Annotated in this window: 13 protein-coding genes; 8 read left to right on the forward strand and 5 right to left on the reverse strand. The window is 58.8% G+C overall.

Annotated features, from left to right (window positions below; all coding sequences use genetic code 11):
- From obgE to GGR28_RS06030, 3 genes are read right to left on the reverse strand one after another with little or no spacing between them, the layout of a single operon-like run.
- Positions 1 to 1,038 (reverse strand): GTPase ObgE, encoded by a 1,038-nt coding sequence (obgE, locus tag GGR28_RS06020; protein ID WP_183494840.1) that lies wholly within the window; start codon positions 1,036 to 1,038, stop codon positions 1 to 3.
- A gap of 36 nt (positions 1,039 to 1,074) precedes the next feature.
- Entirely contained in the window at positions 1,075 to 1,656 is a 582-nt protein-coding gene (locus GGR28_RS06025; RefSeq protein WP_183494841.1) for an adenylate kinase, read from the reverse strand.
- Positions 1,657 to 1,705: 49 nt separating this feature from the next.
- Entirely contained in the window at positions 1,706 to 2,338 is a 633-nt protein-coding gene (locus tag GGR28_RS06030; RefSeq protein WP_183494842.1) for an NUDIX hydrolase, read from the reverse strand.
- A 20-nt stretch (positions 2,339 to 2,358) separates the two neighbouring features.
- Between GGR28_RS06030 and pyrE the strand changes: the two genes are divergently transcribed.
- The 3 genes from pyrE to GGR28_RS06045 all read left to right on the forward strand — a co-directional run bounded on the left by pyrE (position 2,359) and on the right by GGR28_RS06045 (position 4,986).
- Positions 2,359 to 2,997: an orotate phosphoribosyltransferase gene (gene pyrE, locus GGR28_RS06035; protein WP_183494843.1), complete on the forward strand. Its 639-nt coding sequence runs from the start codon at positions 2,359 to 2,361 to the stop codon at positions 2,995 to 2,997.
- Positions 2,998 to 3,078: 81 nt separating this feature from the next.
- Positions 3,079 to 4,164: a M20/M25/M40 family metallo-hydrolase gene (locus GGR28_RS06040; protein WP_183494844.1), complete on the forward strand. Its 1,086-nt coding sequence runs from the start codon at positions 3,079 to 3,081 to the stop codon at positions 4,162 to 4,164.
- Between the two features lie 9 nt (positions 4,165 to 4,173).
- The gene (locus tag GGR28_RS06045) at positions 4,174 to 4,986 is read left to right on the forward strand and encodes a UbiA prenyltransferase family protein (protein ID WP_183494845.1); all 813 of its coding nucleotides are present in this window, start codon (positions 4,174 to 4,176) and stop codon (positions 4,984 to 4,986) included.
- Here the strand turns inward: GGR28_RS06045 and GGR28_RS06050 are convergent.
- Positions 4,948 to 6,309 (reverse strand): gluconokinase, encoded by a 1,362-nt coding sequence (locus GGR28_RS06050; protein ID WP_183494846.1) that lies wholly within the window; start codon positions 6,307 to 6,309, stop codon positions 4,948 to 4,950. The two genes, GGR28_RS06045 and GGR28_RS06050, sit on opposite strands and share 39 nt — an antisense overlap.
- A gap of 79 nt (positions 6,310 to 6,388) precedes the next feature.
- Here GGR28_RS06050 and GGR28_RS19305 point away from each other — a divergent pair, with 79 nt between their 5' ends.
- The gene (locus GGR28_RS19305) at positions 6,389 to 9,136 is read left to right on the forward strand and encodes an alpha/beta hydrolase family protein (RefSeq protein WP_183494847.1); all 2,748 of its coding nucleotides are present in this window, start codon (positions 6,389 to 6,391) and stop codon (positions 9,134 to 9,136) included.
- Here GGR28_RS19305 and GGR28_RS06060 read toward each other — a convergent pair.
- Complete coding sequence (locus tag GGR28_RS06060) at positions 9,120 to 9,896, reverse strand: biotin--[acetyl-CoA-carboxylase] ligase (protein ID WP_183494848.1); 777 nt, start codon at positions 9,894 to 9,896, stop codon at positions 9,120 to 9,122. The genes GGR28_RS19305 and GGR28_RS06060 overlap by 17 nt on opposite strands.
- A gap of 66 nt (positions 9,897 to 9,962) precedes the next feature.
- On the opposite strand from GGR28_RS06060, the gene rsfS reads away from it, so the two are divergent.
- The 4 genes from rsfS to GGR28_RS06080 all read left to right on the forward strand — a co-directional run bounded on the left by rsfS (position 9,963) and on the right by GGR28_RS06080 (position 19,556).
- Entirely contained in the window at positions 9,963 to 10,355 is a 393-nt protein-coding gene (gene rsfS, locus GGR28_RS06065; RefSeq protein ID WP_246416370.1) for a ribosome silencing factor, read from the forward strand.
- A 64-nt stretch (positions 10,356 to 10,419) separates the two neighbouring features.
- Positions 10,420 to 12,411: an ATP-dependent zinc metalloprotease FtsH gene (gene ftsH, locus GGR28_RS06070; protein WP_183494849.1), complete on the forward strand. Its 1,992-nt coding sequence runs from the start codon at positions 10,420 to 10,422 to the stop codon at positions 12,409 to 12,411.
- A gap of 138 nt (positions 12,412 to 12,549) precedes the next feature.
- Positions 12,550 to 15,117: a sigma 54-interacting transcriptional regulator gene (locus GGR28_RS06075; RefSeq protein ID WP_183494850.1), complete on the forward strand. Its 2,568-nt coding sequence runs from the start codon at positions 12,550 to 12,552 to the stop codon at positions 15,115 to 15,117.
- 209 nt (positions 15,118 to 15,326) lie between these two features.
- Positions 15,327 to 19,556 carry a hybrid sensor histidine kinase/response regulator transcription factor gene (locus GGR28_RS06080; RefSeq protein ID WP_183494851.1) on the forward strand — a complete coding sequence of 1,410 codons (4,230 nt, stop codon included), beginning with the start codon at positions 15,327 to 15,329 and terminating at the stop codon, positions 19,554 to 19,556.
- Positions 19,557 to 19,563 lie beyond the last annotated feature (7 nt).

The following is a 19,563-nucleotide window of genomic DNA, read 5'->3' on the forward strand; positions in this document are numbered from 1 at the left end:
TTATTCTTCCTCCATCGCGAACTGAACTCCGTCGTAGCCTTCCCGCCGCTCGATAATGAGGCCGTAGAGCAAGTCCTTGAGGGCGGTGATCCCCTCGCCGGTGACGGCGCTCACGTATAATTTCGGCAGATCGGTGGGGATCTCCCCCTCGCGCAGGCGCTTTAGCTCTTCGTCCACCATGTCGGCCCGCGTGAGGGCCAGGACGCGGGGTTTGTCGAGAAGTTCCGGGTTGTACCGTTCGAGCTCATTGAGCAGGATGCGGTACTGTCCGCGAATGTCGTCGGCATCGGCGGGGATACAGAACAGCAGGGTCGCGTTGCGCTCGATGTGGCGGAGGAAGCGGTGTCCCAGTCCACGGCCCAGGTGAGCGTCCTCGATGATCCCGGGAATATCGGCCATGGCGAACGATTTTCCGTCGCGGTACTGCACCATCCCGATGTTCGGAACGATGGTGGTGAACTCGTAGTTAGCAATTTCCGGTTTGGCGGCGGTGACTACGGAGAGCAGGGTAGATTTCCCGACGTTGGGCAGGCCGACCAGGCCGACGTCGGCCAGCACCTTCAGTTCCAGCACGTACCAACCTTCGCCGCCCTCCTCACCCGGCTGGGCGTAGTCGGGGCTTTGGTTGGTTGAAGATTTGAAGTGGCTGTTGCCAAGCCCGCCGCGGCCGCCGTGCATGATGATGCGCTCCTCGTCGTGGTGGGTGATCTCGAAGAGCTGTTCGCCGGTTTCGGCGTCGCGGGCGATGGTGCCCAGGGGTACGTCGAGCACCACGTCGTCGCCGGTCGCTCCGGTGCGGTTGTTCTCACTGCCCCGCTGACCGTGGCCGGCGCGGATGTGTTTTTTGTACTTGAACTGGAGCAGGGTCCAGAGGTTGCGGTTGCCGCGCAGGATGATGTGTCCGCCGCGACCGCCGTCGCCGCCGTCGGGACCGCCCTTGGGGATGCCCTTGGCACGGTAAAAGTGCTTGGAACCGGCCCCGCCGCTACCGGACTGCAGGTTGATCTTTACGTAGTCGACGAAATTTGCTCTTGCCATACGGTTAGGCCAACGGATAAGGTCGGCAAGTGTGCGCTATTGTTCGATGGCGGGGGCGACGAGGGCGTCGATCTCCTCCGCTACTTCCGCAATGGAACGCGTGCCGTCGACGCGGTGCGCGAGTCCGAGATCCCGGTAAAAGTCAAACACCGGGGTGGTATAGTTAACGAAATTTTCGAAGCGGGTGCGGATCACCTCTTCCTTCAGGTCGTCGGCGCGGCCACTGGTGGCCGCCCGACCGATGATTCGTTTTACGACGGTGTCGGCGTCGACGTCAAGCAGGATGAGGGCGTTGATCTTGGCGCCTTTTTCCCGCATCAGGTCGTTCAGGTCGGCAGCCTGGGGGTCGGTCCGCGGAAAACCGTCGAAGATGATGCCGGTGACGTCGGGGTGCTGTTCCACGCGTTTGCGCAGCATGGCGATGGTCACCTCGTCCGGTACGAGGTGGCCCTTGTCCATATAGGACCTGGCTTCCTGGCCCAGGGGCGTATTGCGACTAAGTTCCTCACGGAACATGTCGCCGGTGCTGATGTGCAGAAAGTTATATTTCTGAACCAACAAGCTGGCCTGGGTACCCTTACCGGAGCCTGGGGGACCAAATAGGATCAAGTTGTACATAGAGACGTCGTGAGTGGGCGGCAAATATAGAAAATTTGCGGCCGCCGGCTTATTCCGGCTCGATTTGTCGCAGGAGTTCGCGCAGGTTCTCGTACAGGGGATCGCCGCTGGCGAGCACTTCCTCCACCTGCCGCCATTCCGCCCGCAAAATGTCTTCTCCGGTCTCCGGTACGAGTTCCTTTTGCCGGGTCGTCATGGCGTACCAGTAGGTCGGTTTCAGGATCCGTCGCTTGTTCCCGCGGTAGGTGTGGTAGGTAGTGGGAAGGGCCTGGCCAAGTTTGGTATTCCGGAGTCCGGTTTCTTCCGCGACTTCCCGCAGGGCGGCGGCGGCCCGATCCTCTCCGTCGTCGATCTTTCCCTTGGGTAAATCCCAGAAGCCCCGCCGGTAAATAAAGAGTTGCCGCTGGTTGTCGAGGTTGGTCACTACTCCGCCGGCTGCTTCGACCCATTTGTAGTGGGAACGGAAATCGGTCCAGAGCTCCTCGACGTCCGCTGCGACCAATTCGACCGAAGTGACCTTCTGACTGCCCTTTTCGAGGGTGTCGGCGTAGTTGAGGAGTGATTTGCGTTTACCGGAGTAGCGGGCCGTCAGGTGGGTTTCGGGGGCTTGGTCGGGATACCGACCCGGTTCACCCTCCGCGCGCAGCGTCAGGGGGCGGTCGTTAATATAGATTACGTACATTGGCGCGAAATTTACAACGCATGGACACATCCAGGCAAATTGCCCGTCGCCTGCTGGAAGTCGGCGCCGTCAAATTACAACCCCAAACCCCGTTCACCTGGGCGAGCGGCCTGCGCTCCCCCATCTACTGCGACAACCGGGTGCTGCTTTCCTTCCCGGAAATCCGCAACGAGATCGTTTCCGCACTTGCCGGGGCCGCGGGTGCCATGGATAGCATTGAAGGCATAGCGGGTGTGGCAACGGCCGGTATCCCCCACGGAGCCCTGGTTGCCGACCGCTTACGAGTACCCTTCATCTACATCCGCAGCTCCGCCAAGGAGCACGGACGTAAAAACCAGATCGAAGGTCGCCTGGAGGCGGGACGGCGCTACCTTGTGGTGGAAGACCTCATCTCCACCGGGGGCAGCAGCCTTAAGGCCGCCGAAGTGCTCCGGGCCGCCGGCGGCGAAATCGGCGGTGCCCTGGCGATCTTTACCTACCAGTTCCCGTCCGCCACCCGGGCCTTTCAACACGCCGAGATTCCACTGACGACGATCAGCAATTACGCCGCCCTGCTCGAGGAAGCGGAGCAATCCGGCCAAATCTCCGCGGAAGAAGCGGCCACCCTGGCCGATTGGCGGCGGGATCCCCGGGCCTGGAGCGACGCCTTCGTCAATTGACGCCCCCACTGACCATTCCCTGATCACCCCTATTCCATTGTCGGGCGTTCGACCGCCCCGATGAACAAATACTATCCCCACATGCCTATCCTCAACGAAGACGCCGAGGCCTTTCTCTACCGCTACCTAAACAATGCCTCACCTACGGGTTTCGAGAGCAGCGGCCAAAAATTGTGGCTGGAGTACATCCGCCCCTTCGTCGATGAGGTCGGTCTGGACGTGTACGGCACCACCTACGGGGTGATCAATCCCGGTCGCGACTACCGCGTGGTGATCGAGGGCCACGCCGACGAGATCAGTTGGTTCGTTCACTACATCTCCGATGCCGGATACCTGTACGTAGTTCGCAACGGCGGGAGCGACCACACCATTGCCCCCTCCAAGCGGGTCAACATCCACGGAGACAATGGGATCGTGCGGGGCGTCTTCGGCTGGCCGGCCATCCACACCCGCCGCGGCGACGATGCCAAATTGCAGCCGAAGCTGGAAAACATCTTCATCGACATCGGGGCAAAGGACAAGGAGGAGGTGCTCGAAATGGGCGTGCACGTGGGCAGCGTAATCACCTACCCCGACGAGCTGGAAGTAATGAACGACCGCTACTACTGCGGCCGCGCCCTCGACAACCGAATGGGCGGCTACTGCATCGCACAGGTGGCCCGGCTGATCCGCGAACGAAAGGTCGACCTCCCCTACTCCCTCTACATCGTCAATGCGGTACAGGAGGAGGTAGGCCTGCGTGGGGCCCAGATGATCGCCGAGCACATCAAGCCCCAGGTAGCGATCGTGACCGACGTAACCCACGATACCTCCACCCCCATGCTCGACAAGAAAAAGGTGGGCGACGTGAAGGCCGGTAAGGGACCCAGCGTGACCTACGCCCCGGCCGTCCACAACAAGCTGCTGAACCTCATCATCGCCGCGGCGGAGGAAAAGGAGATCGACATCCAGCGGGAGGCGAGCAGCCGCGCAACCGGCACGGACACCGACGCCTTCGCCTACTCCAACGCCGGCGTACCCTCGGCACTCATCAGCCTGCCCCTGAAGTACATGCACACCACGGTGGAAATGGCCGCTAAGGAAGACGTCGAAGGAGTGATCGAGCTGATCCTCCAAACACTCACCAAAATCGAGGATGGCATGAGCTTCAATTACTTCGAAGTGTAAGCGACCCGTATGTGCAGTCCCGTCTTCAACTGGCTCTTTTACGGGCACTTCTGGATTGCGCTCGCGGCTACGGCCCTCAGTTGGCAATCGACCTACCTGAACGGCGGGGAGGTCTCGTTGGGCGCGCCCCACTACTTCGTTTTCTTCGCTACGCTAGGGGTGTATACCCTCCACCGCCTGCTCAGTTACCGGCGGGCGGGCAGCCATCCCACCGGTCGCCGGTACCGGGTCGTGGCCCGCGAACCCGCTGCCTCGGTGCTCATCGGGGTCGGAAGTATTGTGGTCGCGCTGGCGATCGCAACCCAACTTCCCCTACGGGCTTTCTGGCCGGTACTGATCGCCCTGCCCTTTACCGGATTCTACCTGATTCCCCTCTATCCCGGCGGACCCCGCCTGCGTGACCTGGCCTACCTCAAAGTCGTGTGGGTAGCCCTCGCCTGGACCCTGATCACGGACTGTTTCCCGATTATGGGCAGTGGCCACGATTACGTGGAAGGGGCGATCCGCGCAGCTTTCGTGCTCGCCATCGCGCTGCTCTTCGATACCCGCGACGTCGTGCTCGATCGCCGGCAGGGCGTCAGGACTCTGGCGGGCAATCACCCCAAGTTGAACGCGAATGTTGCCCTTGCCCTGTTGGTGGGTTGCGCGGTCGTATCCCTCTGGCACTATCCGCTGCCGCAGGGGGGTGTCCTGGCCCTCGCGTACCTCGCCGGAGCCACCATCGGCTGGATCACCGACGCCCGGCAGGGGGAAGACTTTTACGCGACCTGGGTCAACGGTGCGCTACTGCTGCCGCCGTTCGGCCTGTGGCTGTTTCTCTAGCGCGCGCCGGGCCATCAGTGCGGCGCCGTAGGCGCTGGCCTGGGGAGTCTGGGCTACCTCCACCCGCCGGCCCGAGCGCTCTTCCAGCAACTTCAACCATCCCGCCGAACGCGTAAATCCACCGCTGGCGTAGATCACTTCGGCGGGGCAGGTCGCCTGCTCTACCTGACGCAGGATCTCGACGATGTTGTCGGTAACTCCCAGCAGGACGGCCCGGGCCAGGTCCGTAGCGGTGTGGTGCCCGCGTAAGCCCGTAAAGGAGGCCGTAGCGAGGGCGTCCCAGATCGGTGCGCGCTCCCCAAAGAGGTAGGGCCGGAAGTACAATTCGGCATCCGGGGCAGCGGAAGCGGCTTCGAGCATATCGCCGATGCTGTCGAAGTGAGCCTGTAGCAGCTCGTACGTCCATTCCAGCACTTTACCTCCGTTGTTGGTCGCTCCGCCGAGCACCGCATAGTCGTCAAACAGCAGGTAGTCGAACAGTTGGTGATCCGTCCTGGCCGGTTTACCCCGGTGCGTGACCCGCACGGCGCCGCTGGTCCCGACGGTAAGCGAAACCTGACCGGGCTCCGTAATTCCGCTTCCCAGATTGGCCAGGCAACCGTCGGAGCCGCCGATCACGAGGGGCAGGTCCGCCACGCCCATTCGATCGGCCACTTCCGCTTTCCACTCGAGCAGGGTATCGCCGGGTACGACGGTCGGAAGCTTGAGGGCAAGGTCGCGGTCGCCGCCGGCCAGGCGGAGCGCTTCTTTGTCCCAGTCCCGGCTCTCCAGGTTCAGCAGTCCGGTTGCGCTGGCGAGCTGCTCGTCGAGCAGTGCGCCGCACGTGGTCCAGCGGTCGATGAGGTAGGACTTAAGGTCGGACAGTGCCACCGCGCCTTCCAGCAGTTCCGGCCGGTGGCGATTCATCCACCGCAGTTTGACGAGCGGCGACATAGGGTGCACGGGCGTACCCGTTCGTTGGAGGAGGCGGGAACGCAGGAGCGGAGAAAACTCGTCCATCACTTGCTGGGGTCGAACGTCCGCCCAGGTAACGACCGGACCGGTTGGTTCGCCGGATTGATTCAGCAGCAGGACACCGTGCATGGGGCAGCTGATGCCAAGACCGGCGGGCGGGTGCGGCAACTCGGTCATGATCCCGGTAAGCAGCGATTCGGCTACGTCCACAATTGCCCGGACGTCCTGTACCGCGGCCCCCGGTTCGGGATGGAGGAGCGGATAGTCTCCGCTGCATTCCGCCACCAGGACACCCTCCCGGTCGAAGGCACCTACTTTGGCGGAGGTCGTACCCAAATCAAGACCGAGGTAAATAGCGGTTGCAGACATAGGGGGGTAAAGATAACAGGGGCCGACGGAGTAAACGGGCAGCTCGCTTATATTTACACCTTACCCCAAATGCCCTACCGTGAAGTACCTAGCCACCGTTGCTATTCTTTTAATTTATTGCACCTGCGTACCCGCCCAAAGAGCCATTGAAGTGGCAGACATGCAGGCCTGGAAGGAAATCCGCTCCGAGCAACTGAGTGCCGACGGCAGTCACGTGCTCTACAGCCTCACTCCGGATGTAGGGGATGCGGAAGTGGTGGTGTACCGGGCGGCCGACAAGCAGGAACGCCGCTTCCCCCGTTTGGAAAACGCCACTTTCTCCTACGACGGCAAGTACCTCGTGGGCATGCTAAAACCTACCCGCGACACCGTGCTGGAGTACAAGCGCCAGGAAAAAGTGAAGGAGCTCAAGCAACGCGACACCCTCCTGGTGTGGGACCTCCGAAGCCAGAACCCCATGCTATATCCCAATGCGTATGACTTCAAACTCAGCGAGCGCTCGTCGGAGATATTTGCCTACACGACGCAATCGCTGGTCCCCGACAGCCTGCGCAAGGAACTGGACAAGGACGCGACCCGCCTCGTCGTGCGCCGGTTCGCCAATCAGGACAGCTTTTATCTGGAGGGGGTGATGGATTTCCGCGTAGCACGCGACCGTCCGATCGTAGTTGCCCATCGCGTGGCCAAGGACAGCACCTGGACCGATGGCGTACTGCGGATCGACCCCAGTAAGCTCGAATGGCAAACCCTCAGCAGCGGGCCGGCGGAATTTAGCGGACTCAACCTCAGTTTTGACGGAGAGCGGGTGGCCTTTCTGAGCACCGATAAGGAAAAGGACGGTAAGCAGCCGCCGTTTCACCTGCACTACTGGTCGAGCGGAAGCGACTCGGCCTATATGGTCACGGGACGCGACATGAGCTGGCTTCCGAAGGGATACCGCATCAGCGACGACCGGCGGCCCGAATTCAGCGAAGACGGGAAGTACCTTTTCTTCGGCACCACGCCCCGCCGCCCCGAACTCGACAGCAGCGCCATCGCCAGTGAACTGGCCGACGTAGAGGTCTGGACAACGGAGGACCCCCTACTCTATACCCGTCAGAACAACAAGCTGGAGCAGGACAAGAAATTTACCTACCTCGCCGTATACCGTACAGGTGCGGACGAGTTTTTGCAGCTTGCCGATACGCAGTTTCCGGAGAGCAGTCAGCCCCAGGACAATCGGGGCGATTACCTGATGCTCTACAACGACAGCCCCTACGCCAAGCAGACCATGTGGGAAGGCGGCCCGGCGGCCCGCGACATCGTGACGGTCGATCTACGTAACGGGAAGCGCAGCCCGGTTGTGTCGGGGGAGGTCGGCTACTTCAACTGGTCACCTACCGGCAAGTACATCAGCTGGTACAATCCGGTGGATTCGGTCTACCGCACCTTCGACGTGGAGGACCGGGAGCTCAATACCATCACCTCAAAAGAGCTCGGCATCTTCTACGACGAGCGCAACGACCAGCCTAACAACCCCTACCCCTACGGCATAGCGGGCTGGCTGGAGAACGACCGGGGGATCATCGTGTACGACCGCTACGACCTGTGGCGCATCCATCCCGACCGGGAGGGCGACGCGGAACGGCTCACCCAGGGGCGGGAGGCCGGCGTTGAGTACCGCTACTACGATCTGGACAAGGAACGGGACGCCGTAGATGAGACCATGCTTCTGGTGACCCAGCGCGATGCGGACTACTACGGTGGTTTTGCACGACTCGACGCGGACGGCACGGTGCAGCAACTGGCTACGGGCCCCTACGTGTATGACGACTTTAGCAAGGCACGCTTGGCCGAGCGCTACCTGTACACCCGCGAGAGTTACCGCGACTTTCCCGATTTGCGGCTTACCGCTGCGTTAGCAAGCGAAGGAGAAGTGATTACGAACGCCAATCCCCAGCAGTCGGACTTCAACTGGGGGACCGCCGAGGAATACCGTTGGATCGATCACGAGGGGCGGGAACTTCGGGGGCTGCTGATCAAGCCCGCCGGCTTCGATTCCACAAAGCAGTACCCCATGCTGGTCAACTTTTACGAGCGCAGCAGCGAGGGCCTGTACCGTCACCGCACCCCGGTACCCGGTCGCTCTTCCATCAACTACCCCCACTACTCCAGCCGGGGGTACGTGATCTTCAATCCGGACGTCATCTACCGCGAGGGCTACCCCGGTGAAAGTGCCTACAACTGCGTGATGAGCGGCGTTAGCGCCCTGCTGATGGAGGGGTTCATCGACAAGGACCGGATCGGCCTGCAGGGACACAGCTGGGGCGGCTACCAGGCGGCCTACCTGGCCACCAAGACCGATCTGTTTGCCGCCATCGAGTCGGGGGCACCGGTCGTCAACATGTTCTCCGCCTACGGTGGCATCCGCTGGGGCAGTGGCCTGAGCCGGCAATTCCAGTACGAGCGCACCCAGAGCCGAATCGGCGGCACGCCGTGGGAATACCCCCTGCGCTACCTCGAAAATTCTCCCATCTTCACTACCGACAAGATCAACACCCCCATCCTGATCCTGCATAACGACGAAGACGGAGCCGTGCCCTGGTACCAAGGCATCGAGTGGTTTACGGCCCTGCGCCGTCTCGGCAAACCGGCCTGGTTCCTGAATTACCGGGGTGAACCCCACTGGCCCGTAAAGACGCCGAACCGCGCCGACTTTCAGACCCGCATGAGTCAGTTTTTCGACTACTACCTGCTGGGCGCGCCCATGCCGGTGTGGATGGAAAAGGGGGTGAGTCCGCTAGAGCGCGGCATCCAGCAAAACCTGGAGCTCACGCAGGAGAACTAACAAAACGCAGGCTTTGTAAATCAAACGACGGAACGGTGCCGTCGGCCAATTGCACCCGCAGTCGGCCGGCACCGGTTACGCCAGCAATGCGCCCCCGGAATTCCCGGGCGGTGGCCACTTCCCGGTAAACCGCCCACTCCTCCAGTCGGTACAAATTAGCGTGATATGCCGCCGCCAGCTGGCCCTGCTCACTGCCCGAAGTAAGGGGATAGAGTCGGGTGAACTCGGCAAACAGGACCTGCAGTACGGGCTCCAGGGCGACCGGTGTGCCGGTGAGTATTCTGAGGGAGGTCGCCGAATGGGCGAGTTCGGGAGGAAAGGAGTTTTCGTTGACATTGAGCCCAATGCCGATAACGGACCACTGTATCCGGCTGCCGCGCAGTCCGTTCTGAATCAGGATACCGGCGATCTTGCGGTCGCCCACGTAGATGTCGTTGGGCCACTTGATCCGGACGGTAGCGGCAAGCCGGGCGGGTAGCAGTTGCTCGATAGCAGTAGCGAGCGCCAGGGAGACGAATTGGTTGAGCACGAAGAGGTGGTCGACTGCCAGATGGTCAGGCCGAACCAGGATACTGAGGGTCAGATTGTCGCCCGGGGTCGCGTGCCAGTGGTTTTTTCCCTGTCCCCGGCCGGCGGACTGGTCGTCGGTAATGAAAACGGCACCATCGTTAAGTTTTTCTCCCGCGTTCAGTGCCTCCAGCATGGCGGTATTGGTGGAAGCGGTGCGTTCGAAACGGCGGGCAACTTTAGGAATCAGCAATTTGTTTGTTTTACAGCAATACTACGGGAATGGTATTTGCTACCTTCATAATTCTAAAATGCAGATTTGAACACATCCACCAAAGCAGCGCGTACGACCGTTAATCCAAAGATGGAGCAGCGGCTCGACGTCATCCTGGACAGCATCCGGGACATCAAAGGTAAGAACATCGTCCGCCTGGATTTGCGGAAGCTCGACGATCGCCCCGCGGAGTTTTTTTTCATCTGTGAGGGAGAGTCTTCCACTCAGGTGCGGGCCATTGCGGAGAACGTGCAGAAGCGAATGAAGCAGGAAATGGGCGAGTACACGAAAAACACCACCGGGTCGCGCCCCGCGAATTGGGTGTGCCTAGACTACTTCGATACGGTAGTCCACGTATTTTACCCCGAAACTCGCGCGTTCTACCAGATCGAGGATCTGTGGAGCGACGGTATTGCGAAAGAATTTGAGAGCCTCTAGCGGGTTGTCCCAAAATATGTGCGGCCAGCCAACGAAAAGCCGGTCCGCACGTTAGCCTAAAGATATGAGCACAAACAATCAGAATACCAACCCCGAGGGTTCCGGCGGTCCGAAGTTCCAGAGTTACTGGATTTACGCGATCATGTCCGTAGTCCTGCTGGCACTCGTGCTAACCAATTGGGGTACCGGTGCTTCCAGCGAGATCGACCTGAACCGACTGAATTCCATGATCAAGGACGATGCGATCGAGAGCATCAAGCTGGTCAACAACGATCGGGCGGAAGTCTTCATCAAGGAAGCCAAGAAGTCGGAAACTCAGTATAAAGACGCCGCCGCCGAAGGTATGGGGGGCGCCCGTTACGATTATTACCTGGAGGTCACCGATCCTACCTCTTTCAACAATTTCGTGAATTCGGCCTACGAAAACCTCGACATTCCCTTCGCCGATCGGGTAAGGGTGGATGCGGAAAAGCGTACCGACTACCTGGGCAATGCGCTGCAGTGGCTGTTGCCCCTGGCCGTTATCGCCTTCATTTGGATCGTGCTCATGCGTCGTCTCGGCAGTGGCGGCGGTGGTCCCGGCGGCCAGATCTTCAATATCGGCAAATCGAAGGCAACCCTCTTCGATCAGAACAGTAAGGTGAACATCACCTTTGCCGACGTCGCCGGTCTTGACGAGGCAAAAGAAGAAGTAATGGAGGTCGTCGACTTCCTGAAAAATCCTAAGAAGTACACCGCCCTCGGGGGTAAAATTCCCAAGGGCGTCCTCCTGGTAGGCCCTCCGGGTACCGGTAAGACCTTGCTAGCTAAGGCCGTTGCCGGAGAAGCCGGTGTACCCTTCTTTACCATGTCCGGTTCCGACTTCGTAGAGATGTTCGTCGGTGTTGGTGCTTCCCGGGTTCGCGACCTCTTTAAGCAGGCCCGCGAAAAGGCTCCGTGTATCATCTTTATCGACGAGATCGACGCCATCGGCCGCGCCCGCGGTCGGGCAAACATGCAGGGGGGCAACGACGAACGGGAGAACACCCTCAACCAACTGCTCGTCGAAATGGACGGTTTCAGTACCGACAAGGGAGTAATTCTGATGGCGGCTACCAACCGCCCCGACGTACTCGACTCGGCGCTGCTGCGCCCGGGCCGTTTTGACCGACAGATCGGCATCGACCGTCCCGACCTGAAGGGACGTGAGGCGATCTTTAAGGTCCACCTCAAGACCATCAAGACCAACGATACGGTAACCGCCGATGTACTAGCGGAAATGACGCCAGGCTTCGCCGGCGCGGAAATCGCCAACATCTGTAATGAGGCGGCCCTGATCGCCGCTCGGCGCAACCAGGACAGCATCGGGCTGGACGATTTCAACTACGCCCTCGACAAGGTGATCGGTGGATTGGAGAAGAAGAACAAGCTCATCTCGCCCGACGAGAAGAAGATCATCGCCTACCACGAAGCAGGTCACGCCATCTGCGGCTGGTACCTGGAGCACGCGATGCCGCTCGTTAAGGTGACCATCGTACCCCGCGGGGTAGCCGCTCTGGGATATGCCCAGTACTTACCCAAGGAGCAATACATCACCCGTACCGAGCAGATGCTGGATATGATGTGCATGACCTTCGGTGGCCGGGCCGCGGAAGAAGTGGTGTTCAATAAGATCAGTACCGGTGCCCAGAATGATCTGGATAAGGTCACCAAGATGGCATACGATATGATCACCGTTTACGGTATGAACTCGGAAGTGGGTCAGGTCAGTTTCTACGGAATGAGCAGAGACGTTTACCAGCGCCCCTACTCCGACGATACCGCTACCCTGATCGATGACCAGGTGAGGACCCTTCTACAGGGTCAGTACGATCGTGCGAAGCAGTTGCTCCAGGTTAAGCGGGAAGAAGTAAACAAGCTTGCCGAGGCCCTACTCGAGAAGGAAGTACTAAGCCGGAAGGACTTGGAAAACCTTATCGGTCCACGCCCCGCTGATGCGGAAGAAGGTTACCAGGAATGGGCTGGAGTGATCGACAACAGTCACGACCGGGACAACAACGGTGTCATTACCCCGTAGAAATTTTTCGGTGATCACAACGAACACAGAGGCTCCGTAACACGTTTACGGGGCCTTTTACCTTGAGGATAGTAATTATGTTGCTTTGTGACTATCTTCACGGAGCTACATTTTTCAAGTACCCTGTTACTATTGACCTTGGCAGATAACGCACCGCCCGTTGACGCATTGCTGCAAATTCACCAGGACGCCTTCGACCTGATCACCGAAGGTGTGCTGTGGGTGGATGTTACCGGTCGTGTACAGTACGGAAACGAAAGCGCGGCCAGCATTCTTGGGTACACGCGCAATTCGCTGCTGCGGGCGAGCTACTTCGAGATCAACCCTCACTTCAGCATGATGGGTTGGAAGAAGTTCTGGAATCGACTGCAGGAGAAACAGAGCGAGCGACTGGACACCGAATTTGTCAATCGGGACGGTAAGCTGTTCAGCATCAAGGGCCGTGCCGGCTTCGATATTTATAGCATTGATCCGGAATTGTGTATCGTCATCTTCCGATCTACCGAAGGAGGCAAACGGGATGCCGACCTGCTGGAAGCGGTGCAGCAACACGGCAACATCGGTGCCTGGGAAGTCAACCTGACCACCAATCAGGTATTCCTGGCACCGCCGATCCGGAGCTGGCTGTCCCTTCCCGCCGACCGCGCCTTTTACCCGGCCCTGGAATTTATTTCCATTTTGCAGCCCTATCTGCTGGAAGGCTCCTACGAGACTATTCGCACCACGTATAAAGACCTCCGCCGCTCCTCCTGCGAAATGGAGATGGTCATTCCACTACGGACTCAGACATCCGATAAGATGACGGCGCCGACCAATTTCATCATCCGGGCCAGATCGGTAGAGAATGAACTTGAGGTCTACAAGGTGTACGGCAGCTTTTGTCTGGAAGACCGGCCGGGTCACGCCGTAGTCGACCGTTCCGCCAACGAAGAATTACTCCAACTGGCTGTGGACCGTCACCCCGACGCAGTCTACATCGTTTCCTCAGAGGACCGTAGACTAACTTACGCCAACGAGCAGGCGGTGACCATGACCGGCTACACGAAGGAACAGTTGCGCGGTCTGCCCGTATCCGAGATTTCGGGTCTGAATCACGAGGAAGCCAGTGAGTTGTACCGCCGACTGCGGGAGGAGCGCTACGTGGAAACGACTACCCATACGCTACGTAGCGACGGGAGTAAGGTCCCTACTCTATCGAAGCTGTACCACTATCAGCGGGAAGGGCACGAGTTTGTTTTAGGAATCCTTCGCGACACCAGCCAGCAATCCCACGAAACTGAAAACGTCCAGCTGTACTCTACTACCCTGGATGTCCTGCAGGAGTGGGTCATTTGGTTGAACAACTCGGGGGAGATCGTCCTACTGAATGAGGCCGCACGCAAGAAACTGCGCCGCAAGACCAGCCGGTCCATCGAAGGACTTCACGTCGCCGAGCTTCTGCCCGACCTTACTATTCCAAACCTGGCAGACGTTCGCCAGGAGCGGCTCGACGGCCGCAGCCGGCCGTCTACCGAGTATGTGTTTTCGACCACCAGCGGGGACGATCGCACCCTGAACATCCGCTTCGCCCAGGTGGAGGCTGGCGCGCAGAACTTCCTCTGCCTCATCTGCCGCGACGTCACCACCCAGCAGCTCAATCGCCGCAAGCTGGAAAAGACCAAGCGGAGGGTAGACGAGCTTACCAAGCAACTGCAGAGCGAAAACGAGACGTTGCGCGAGCAGATCGAGCAGGTCAACACCAGCGGGCCCATCATTACGGTGTCGCGGAAGTACCAGGAAACCCTGGCCCAGATCGCCCAGGTTTCCGACACCGACGCTACCGTACTGGTAACGGGAGAAACCGGCACCGGTAAGGAATTGCTCGCTCAGTCCATCCACAAGTTCAGCGGCCGAAGCCGTAAACCCCTCATCAGTGTAAACTGCGCCGCCCTACCGGAAAATCTGATCGAGAGCGAGCTGTTCGGCCACGAGCGGGGTGCGTTCACCGGTGCCCACGCCCAGAAGAAGGGGAAGTTCGAACTGGCCGATGCCGGAACCATTTTTCTCGACGAGATCGGTGAACTGCCGCTGGATATGCAGGCCAAGCTCCTGCGGGTGCTGCAGGAAGGGGAAGTACAGCGGATCGGGTCGACGGAATCGATCAATGTGGACGTCCGGGTAGTGGCGGCCACCAACCGCGACCTGGAGCAAATGATCAATCAGGGCAAGTTCCGGGAAGATCTCTTCTACCGACTCAATGTTTTTCCCATCCACAACCTGCCTCTGCGGGAACGACGGGAGGATATTCCGGTACTCATCAAGCACTTCACCAAGGTGTACTCCGAGCGCATGGGCCGCAACATCACCCACATCAACCCACGCGACATGGAGCAGCTGATCGCCTATGACTTCCCGGGCAACGTGCGCGAACTGATCAACCTCGTCGAGCGCGCCGTCATCACCTCCCAGTCGACCACCCTGAACCTCAGCGCCAGCCTGCGGGCATTGCGCCGGCCCGGCCGGAACGGTGAAAACCAGGTGTTGTCGGGAGACAAGATCATTCCCTTCGAGGCCATGCAGAAGCAGTACATCATTGCCGCCCTCAAACGGACGAACGGAAAAGTAACGGGCCCCGGGGGCGCAGCGGAGTTGCTGGACCTCAACGGCCGCACCCTGATGTCAAAGATGAACAAGCTGGGCATCAACCGGAATACATTCACATCCTAGGGATTACCGGACGCCAGGCTACCACTTATGGTTCGATCCGTAAGACGGTCAGCTTTTTTAAGCGTACTGACCGTTCCAACTGCCACGCGTACGCCGGATAGTTGTTTTATTGAAGGCGTTCGGATACCGGCGGCTTGGGTCTCCATTCCGTAAATTGTATCCCCTCTTTACCAGAAACCCAGGCTGACCTCCAGCCGCGACCGATCCCTATGACGACTGTCCTCCGACTCTGTTGCCTGATTATATTGGTGAGCGTCTTGCGGCTCAGTGCCCAGGACGCGCCCGGGTACTTCGAGTACCTGACCAGCGAAAATGGGTTGACGGAGAACCACGTCAACGCCATCCATCAGGACAAACAGGGCTACCTGTGGTTCGGAACCTTCGACGGCCTGAATCGCTACGACGGTTACGAAGTCGTGACCTACAAACCCGATCCCAACCGCAGCAATACCCTCAGCGGCCTGCTGATCTTCGCCATGTCCAGTGACCTGCACGGCAACATCTGGATCGGCACCACGGGTACGGGACTAAACCGCTTCGACCCACTTACGAATACGTTCGAATACTTCGGTCCCGACGACGGGAGGCAAAACTCGCTGGTAAGCAATACCGTACAGTCGATGCTGACCGACAGCCGCAACCGACTGCTGGTAGGGACGGACAAAGGGCTCAGCATTCTGGACCTCAACGGGTCCGATGCCGCACAGCGCACGTCGTTTACCAACTACGAGGTCAATGGGCTCAATCTGCGCATCGAAACCATCTTCGAAGACCGCGATGGTACCATCTGGCTCGGCACCGACCGGGGGTTGTACAAAATGATCGAATCCAATGGTGACGGGGTACAGTTCGTACGCATCGCGATTCCTACCATAGCTTCGGATCAAAACACCATCAACGACATCACCCAAACTGCAGATGGGCAATTGGTGATAGGAGGCACTTCGGGCCTGTACTACCAGTTGCGTTCGCCGGGGAACATTGAATTTGCCAAAGTCGGCTACCTGCCCGTAACCTCCATGGTGCTTGATACCACGACCGATCACTTATGGGTCGGCACCTCACAGGGCCTTCAGGCATTCACGGCCGGTGAATTCGGAGAAGCTCCCCGGAGCGTCATGCACTTTACGAACGTCACTTCCGACCGGAGAAGTCTCAGCAACAATAACATCACCGAAGTGTACCTCGACCATTCCGGCATCCTCTGGATTGGCACCTTCGGGGGCGGGGTGAATAAATTCGACCCCCGGGGAAAACGCTTTTTTCAGCTACAGCATACGGACCAACCCACCAGCCTGTCCAACAATGGGGTACGCGCGGTTTACCAGGATCGTAGTGGTGGCGTTTGGGTCGGTACGGTCGGCGGTGGAGTCAATTACTCACCGACCAGCCTCCAACCGGGGAAAGAAGCCAACTTTACGGTCCTCGATCCCCCAAAACGGGTGTACAGCATCCTGGAGATCAATAATGCGTCCGGGCACAAAGTGCTCCTCGGCTCCGATTCCGGTCCGGGCCTTTTCGAAGTCGATCTGAATGAGCCGACACTAACCGCTCGGCCCAATCGAAGCGTAGATCGGGCAATTTTTTCGATGATCGAGGCCAACGACGGGACCATCTGGCTGGGATCTTACGCCGGAGGACTGTACCGGTGGGTACCCCAATCCGACGGAACGTACGATAAGACGGTGTTCCGCAGCAACGGAAGTGGCACATCACTTCCGAGCGACATCGTCAGAAGTTTACTTGAAGACCGTTCCGGCAACCTGTGGATCGGCACGGGTGACGGGCTGGCAAGAATCAGCGCCGACTCGGTGCAGCTGGATAATCCCTCCTTCCGGGTTTTCCGGAATATACCCGGGGAGGTAAGCTCGCTGAGTCACAATTATATCCTCCCCCTTTTCGAAGCGAGCAACGGAGACATTTGGATCGGAACGTTCGGCGGCGGCCTGAACCGCTACGTACCGGGCTCCGAAGGCAAGACCGACCATTTCGTACACATCACCGAACGGGGCGGGCTCAGAAGCGGGGTGATCAAGGCCATCCTGGAGGACTCGCGCGGGCACCTCTGGCTTTCGTCCAATAAGGGCATCACCCGCTACGATCCACGCTCTAGCGACCTAATAAATTTCGATTACAGCGACGGACTCCAGAGCAATGAATTTCAGGAACTCGCCGCGGTAAGACAGCACGACGGTACCATGATCTTCGGGGGAGTCAATGGGATAAATCTTTTTGATCCGGGAACCATCACCCCCAATACCGTAGAAGCCCGGCCCATCATCACGGAACTAAGTATTGGTAACGAAACGGTAGGAATTAACGATACGTTGAACGGCCGGGTACTGCTGACCCAGAGCATCTCCCACACCGACCGGTTGAACCTGACTTACCGGGAAAATAGCCTGTCGCTGAAATTCGCCGGATTGCACTTCGCTTCCCCGGGCAAAAACCGCTACGCTTACCGCCTGGTCGGATTTGACGACGACTGGATCTACACCACTGCGGATCAACGTTCCGCGACCTATACCAACCTTCCGTACGACGATTACACCTTCGAAGTGAAGGCGGCTAACAGCGATGGCATCTGGCAAGATGCTCCGGCTACGTTAGACATCTCGATTGCACCGCCCTTCTACGCTACCCATTTCGCCTTCGTACTGTACGGACTCGCTTTTCTGGGCTTGTTGTACGCGATCAGGCGCTACTCCATCATCGACGCCGAGGAAAAAAACCGGCTGCTGATCAAACGGGTGAGCCAGGAAAAGACCGAGGAGCTCAATCAGCTCAAACTCCAATTCTTCACCAACATCAGCCACGAGTTCAGAACGCCCCTTACGCTGATCACCAGTCCGCTGGAATCGCTCATTCAGAGCGGTGAGAATATTCCGCCGCTGCGCCGGGACCAGTTTTACCACCTCATGTACAAGAACTCCAAGTACCTGTTGCGGCTCGTCGATCAGCTACTCGACTTTCGCCGCCTCGATCAGGGACAAATGCCGCTGCAGGTCAGTAAGCGCGACATCGTGGAATTCGTCTCCGAGGCGACCGCCCCCTTTGAGTTCCTGGCAACGAAGAAGAATGTAGCTTTCTCGATTGAGGCCGAGGAATCTCCCATAACGACCTGGTTCGATCCCGATGTCCTGGAAAAGGTTCTCTTCAATTTACTTTCCAATGCCTTCAAGTTCACGCCTACGGGTGGGCGGGTGCAACTCAATATCCGCAAGACCAACTCCGAGGACCCCCACTTCAAAACCCACCTCGACACTTACGGAGCAGTCTGCATCAGCGTAGCAAATACCGGCCCCGGCCTGTCCCGCAAACAGCTCACCCGTATTTTCGATCGCTTCTATAAGTCTACCGCCGAGGGCCTCCAGAACCGGGAGGGGGCCGGCATTGGTCTTGCCTTTACCAAGACACTGGTCGACCTCCACCACGGGTACATCAACGCGGAAAGCGAGGTAGGTGAAGAAACCGTCTTTCACGTTCGCCTGGCCCTGGATAAGAACCACTACAAAAAAAGTGAGATCGCCCAGCAAAGTACCGTAAACTACGTGCCGCAGTCCGATCCGATCGACTACTTCATGCCGGACGAAAACCTCGGAGAAGAGGAGCTCAATGCGTTGCAGATCAACAAACTACCGGCAGCGCACCGCCAGGACGACGACGAAAGCCCGCTCCTCCTTTACATCGACGACAACAGCGACCTGCGCAACTTCATTCGCCAGGGCTTCGCGAACGACTTCCGGGTCATCGCGGCGGACGGCGGCGCGGCCGGCATCGAACTCGCAAAAACATCGTTGCCGGATATCGTTATCTCCGACGTCATGATGCCCGAAGTCGACGGCATGCAGGTCCTCGAAGCGCTGAAGAACGACCCGCGCACCAGCCACATCCCCGTCATCATGCTTACCGCCAAGGATACCGAGGAAAGCGTAGCGGAGGGACTCGGTTACGGCGCCGACGGATACGTCACCAAGCCCTTTAACCTCGAACTGCTCCGGCAACAGATCATCAACATCGTCAACTACCGGGAGGCCCTGCGCGCGCGCTTCCGCCAGGAGGTCATCACCTCCCCCAAGGAAGTTACCGTTACGAATGCCGATGAAGAATTTCTGCAGCAGGCCATGGATATCGTAGAAGAAAACATGTCCAATACCGACTTCACCGTGGAGCAGCTGGTCCGCGAGATGAGCGTCTCCCGCAGCAAGCTCTACCTCAAACTCAAGGCGCTTACCGGACAGTCCAGCAGTGAATTTGTCCGCACCATCCGCCTGAAGCGAGCCGTTCAGTTGCTCGAAGACAGCAATTACTCCGTGAAGGAGGTGATGTTCATGACCGGGTTCAATACGGCCTCCTACTTTTCCAAGTGCTTTAAGCAACAGTTCGGGATCGTACCGAGCGAGTACATGAAAAAGAAACGGGAGGATGCCGAGGTTTGATTGAGCC

Source organism: Neolewinella aquimaris (genome assembly GCF_014197245.1).
Taxonomy (GTDB): Bacteria; Bacteroidota; Bacteroidia; order Chitinophagales; family Saprospiraceae; genus Neolewinella; species Neolewinella aquimaris.

Excerpts from the sequence above, each read along its gene's own strand:
- obgE (WP_183494840.1), bottom strand. The coding sequence starts at position 1,038 with ATGGCAAGAGCAAATTTCGTCGACTACGTAAAGATCAACCTGCAGTCC.
- GGR28_RS06025 (WP_183494841.1), bottom strand. The coding sequence starts at position 1,656 with ATGTACAACTTGATCCTATTTGGTCCCCCAGGCTCCGGTAAGGGTACC.
- GGR28_RS06030 (WP_183494842.1), bottom strand. The coding sequence starts at position 2,338 with ATGTACGTAATCTATATTAACGACCGCCCCCTGACGCTGCGCGCGGAG.
- pyrE (WP_183494843.1), top strand. The coding sequence starts at position 2,359 with ATGGACACATCCAGGCAAATTGCCCGTCGCCTGCTGGAAGTCGGCGCC.
- GGR28_RS06040 (WP_183494844.1), top strand. The coding sequence starts at position 3,079 with ATGCCTATCCTCAACGAAGACGCCGAGGCCTTTCTCTACCGCTACCTA.
- GGR28_RS06045 (WP_183494845.1), top strand. The coding sequence starts at position 4,174 with ATGTGCAGTCCCGTCTTCAACTGGCTCTTTTACGGGCACTTCTGGATT.
- GGR28_RS06050 (WP_183494846.1), bottom strand. The coding sequence starts at position 6,309 with ATGTCTGCAACCGCTATTTACCTCGGTCTTGATTTGGGTACGACCTCC.
- ftsH (WP_183494849.1), top strand. The coding sequence starts at position 10,420 with ATGAGCACAAACAATCAGAATACCAACCCCGAGGGTTCCGGCGGTCCG.
- GGR28_RS06080 (WP_183494851.1), top strand. The coding sequence starts at position 15,327 with ATGACGACTGTCCTCCGACTCTGTTGCCTGATTATATTGGTGAGCGTC.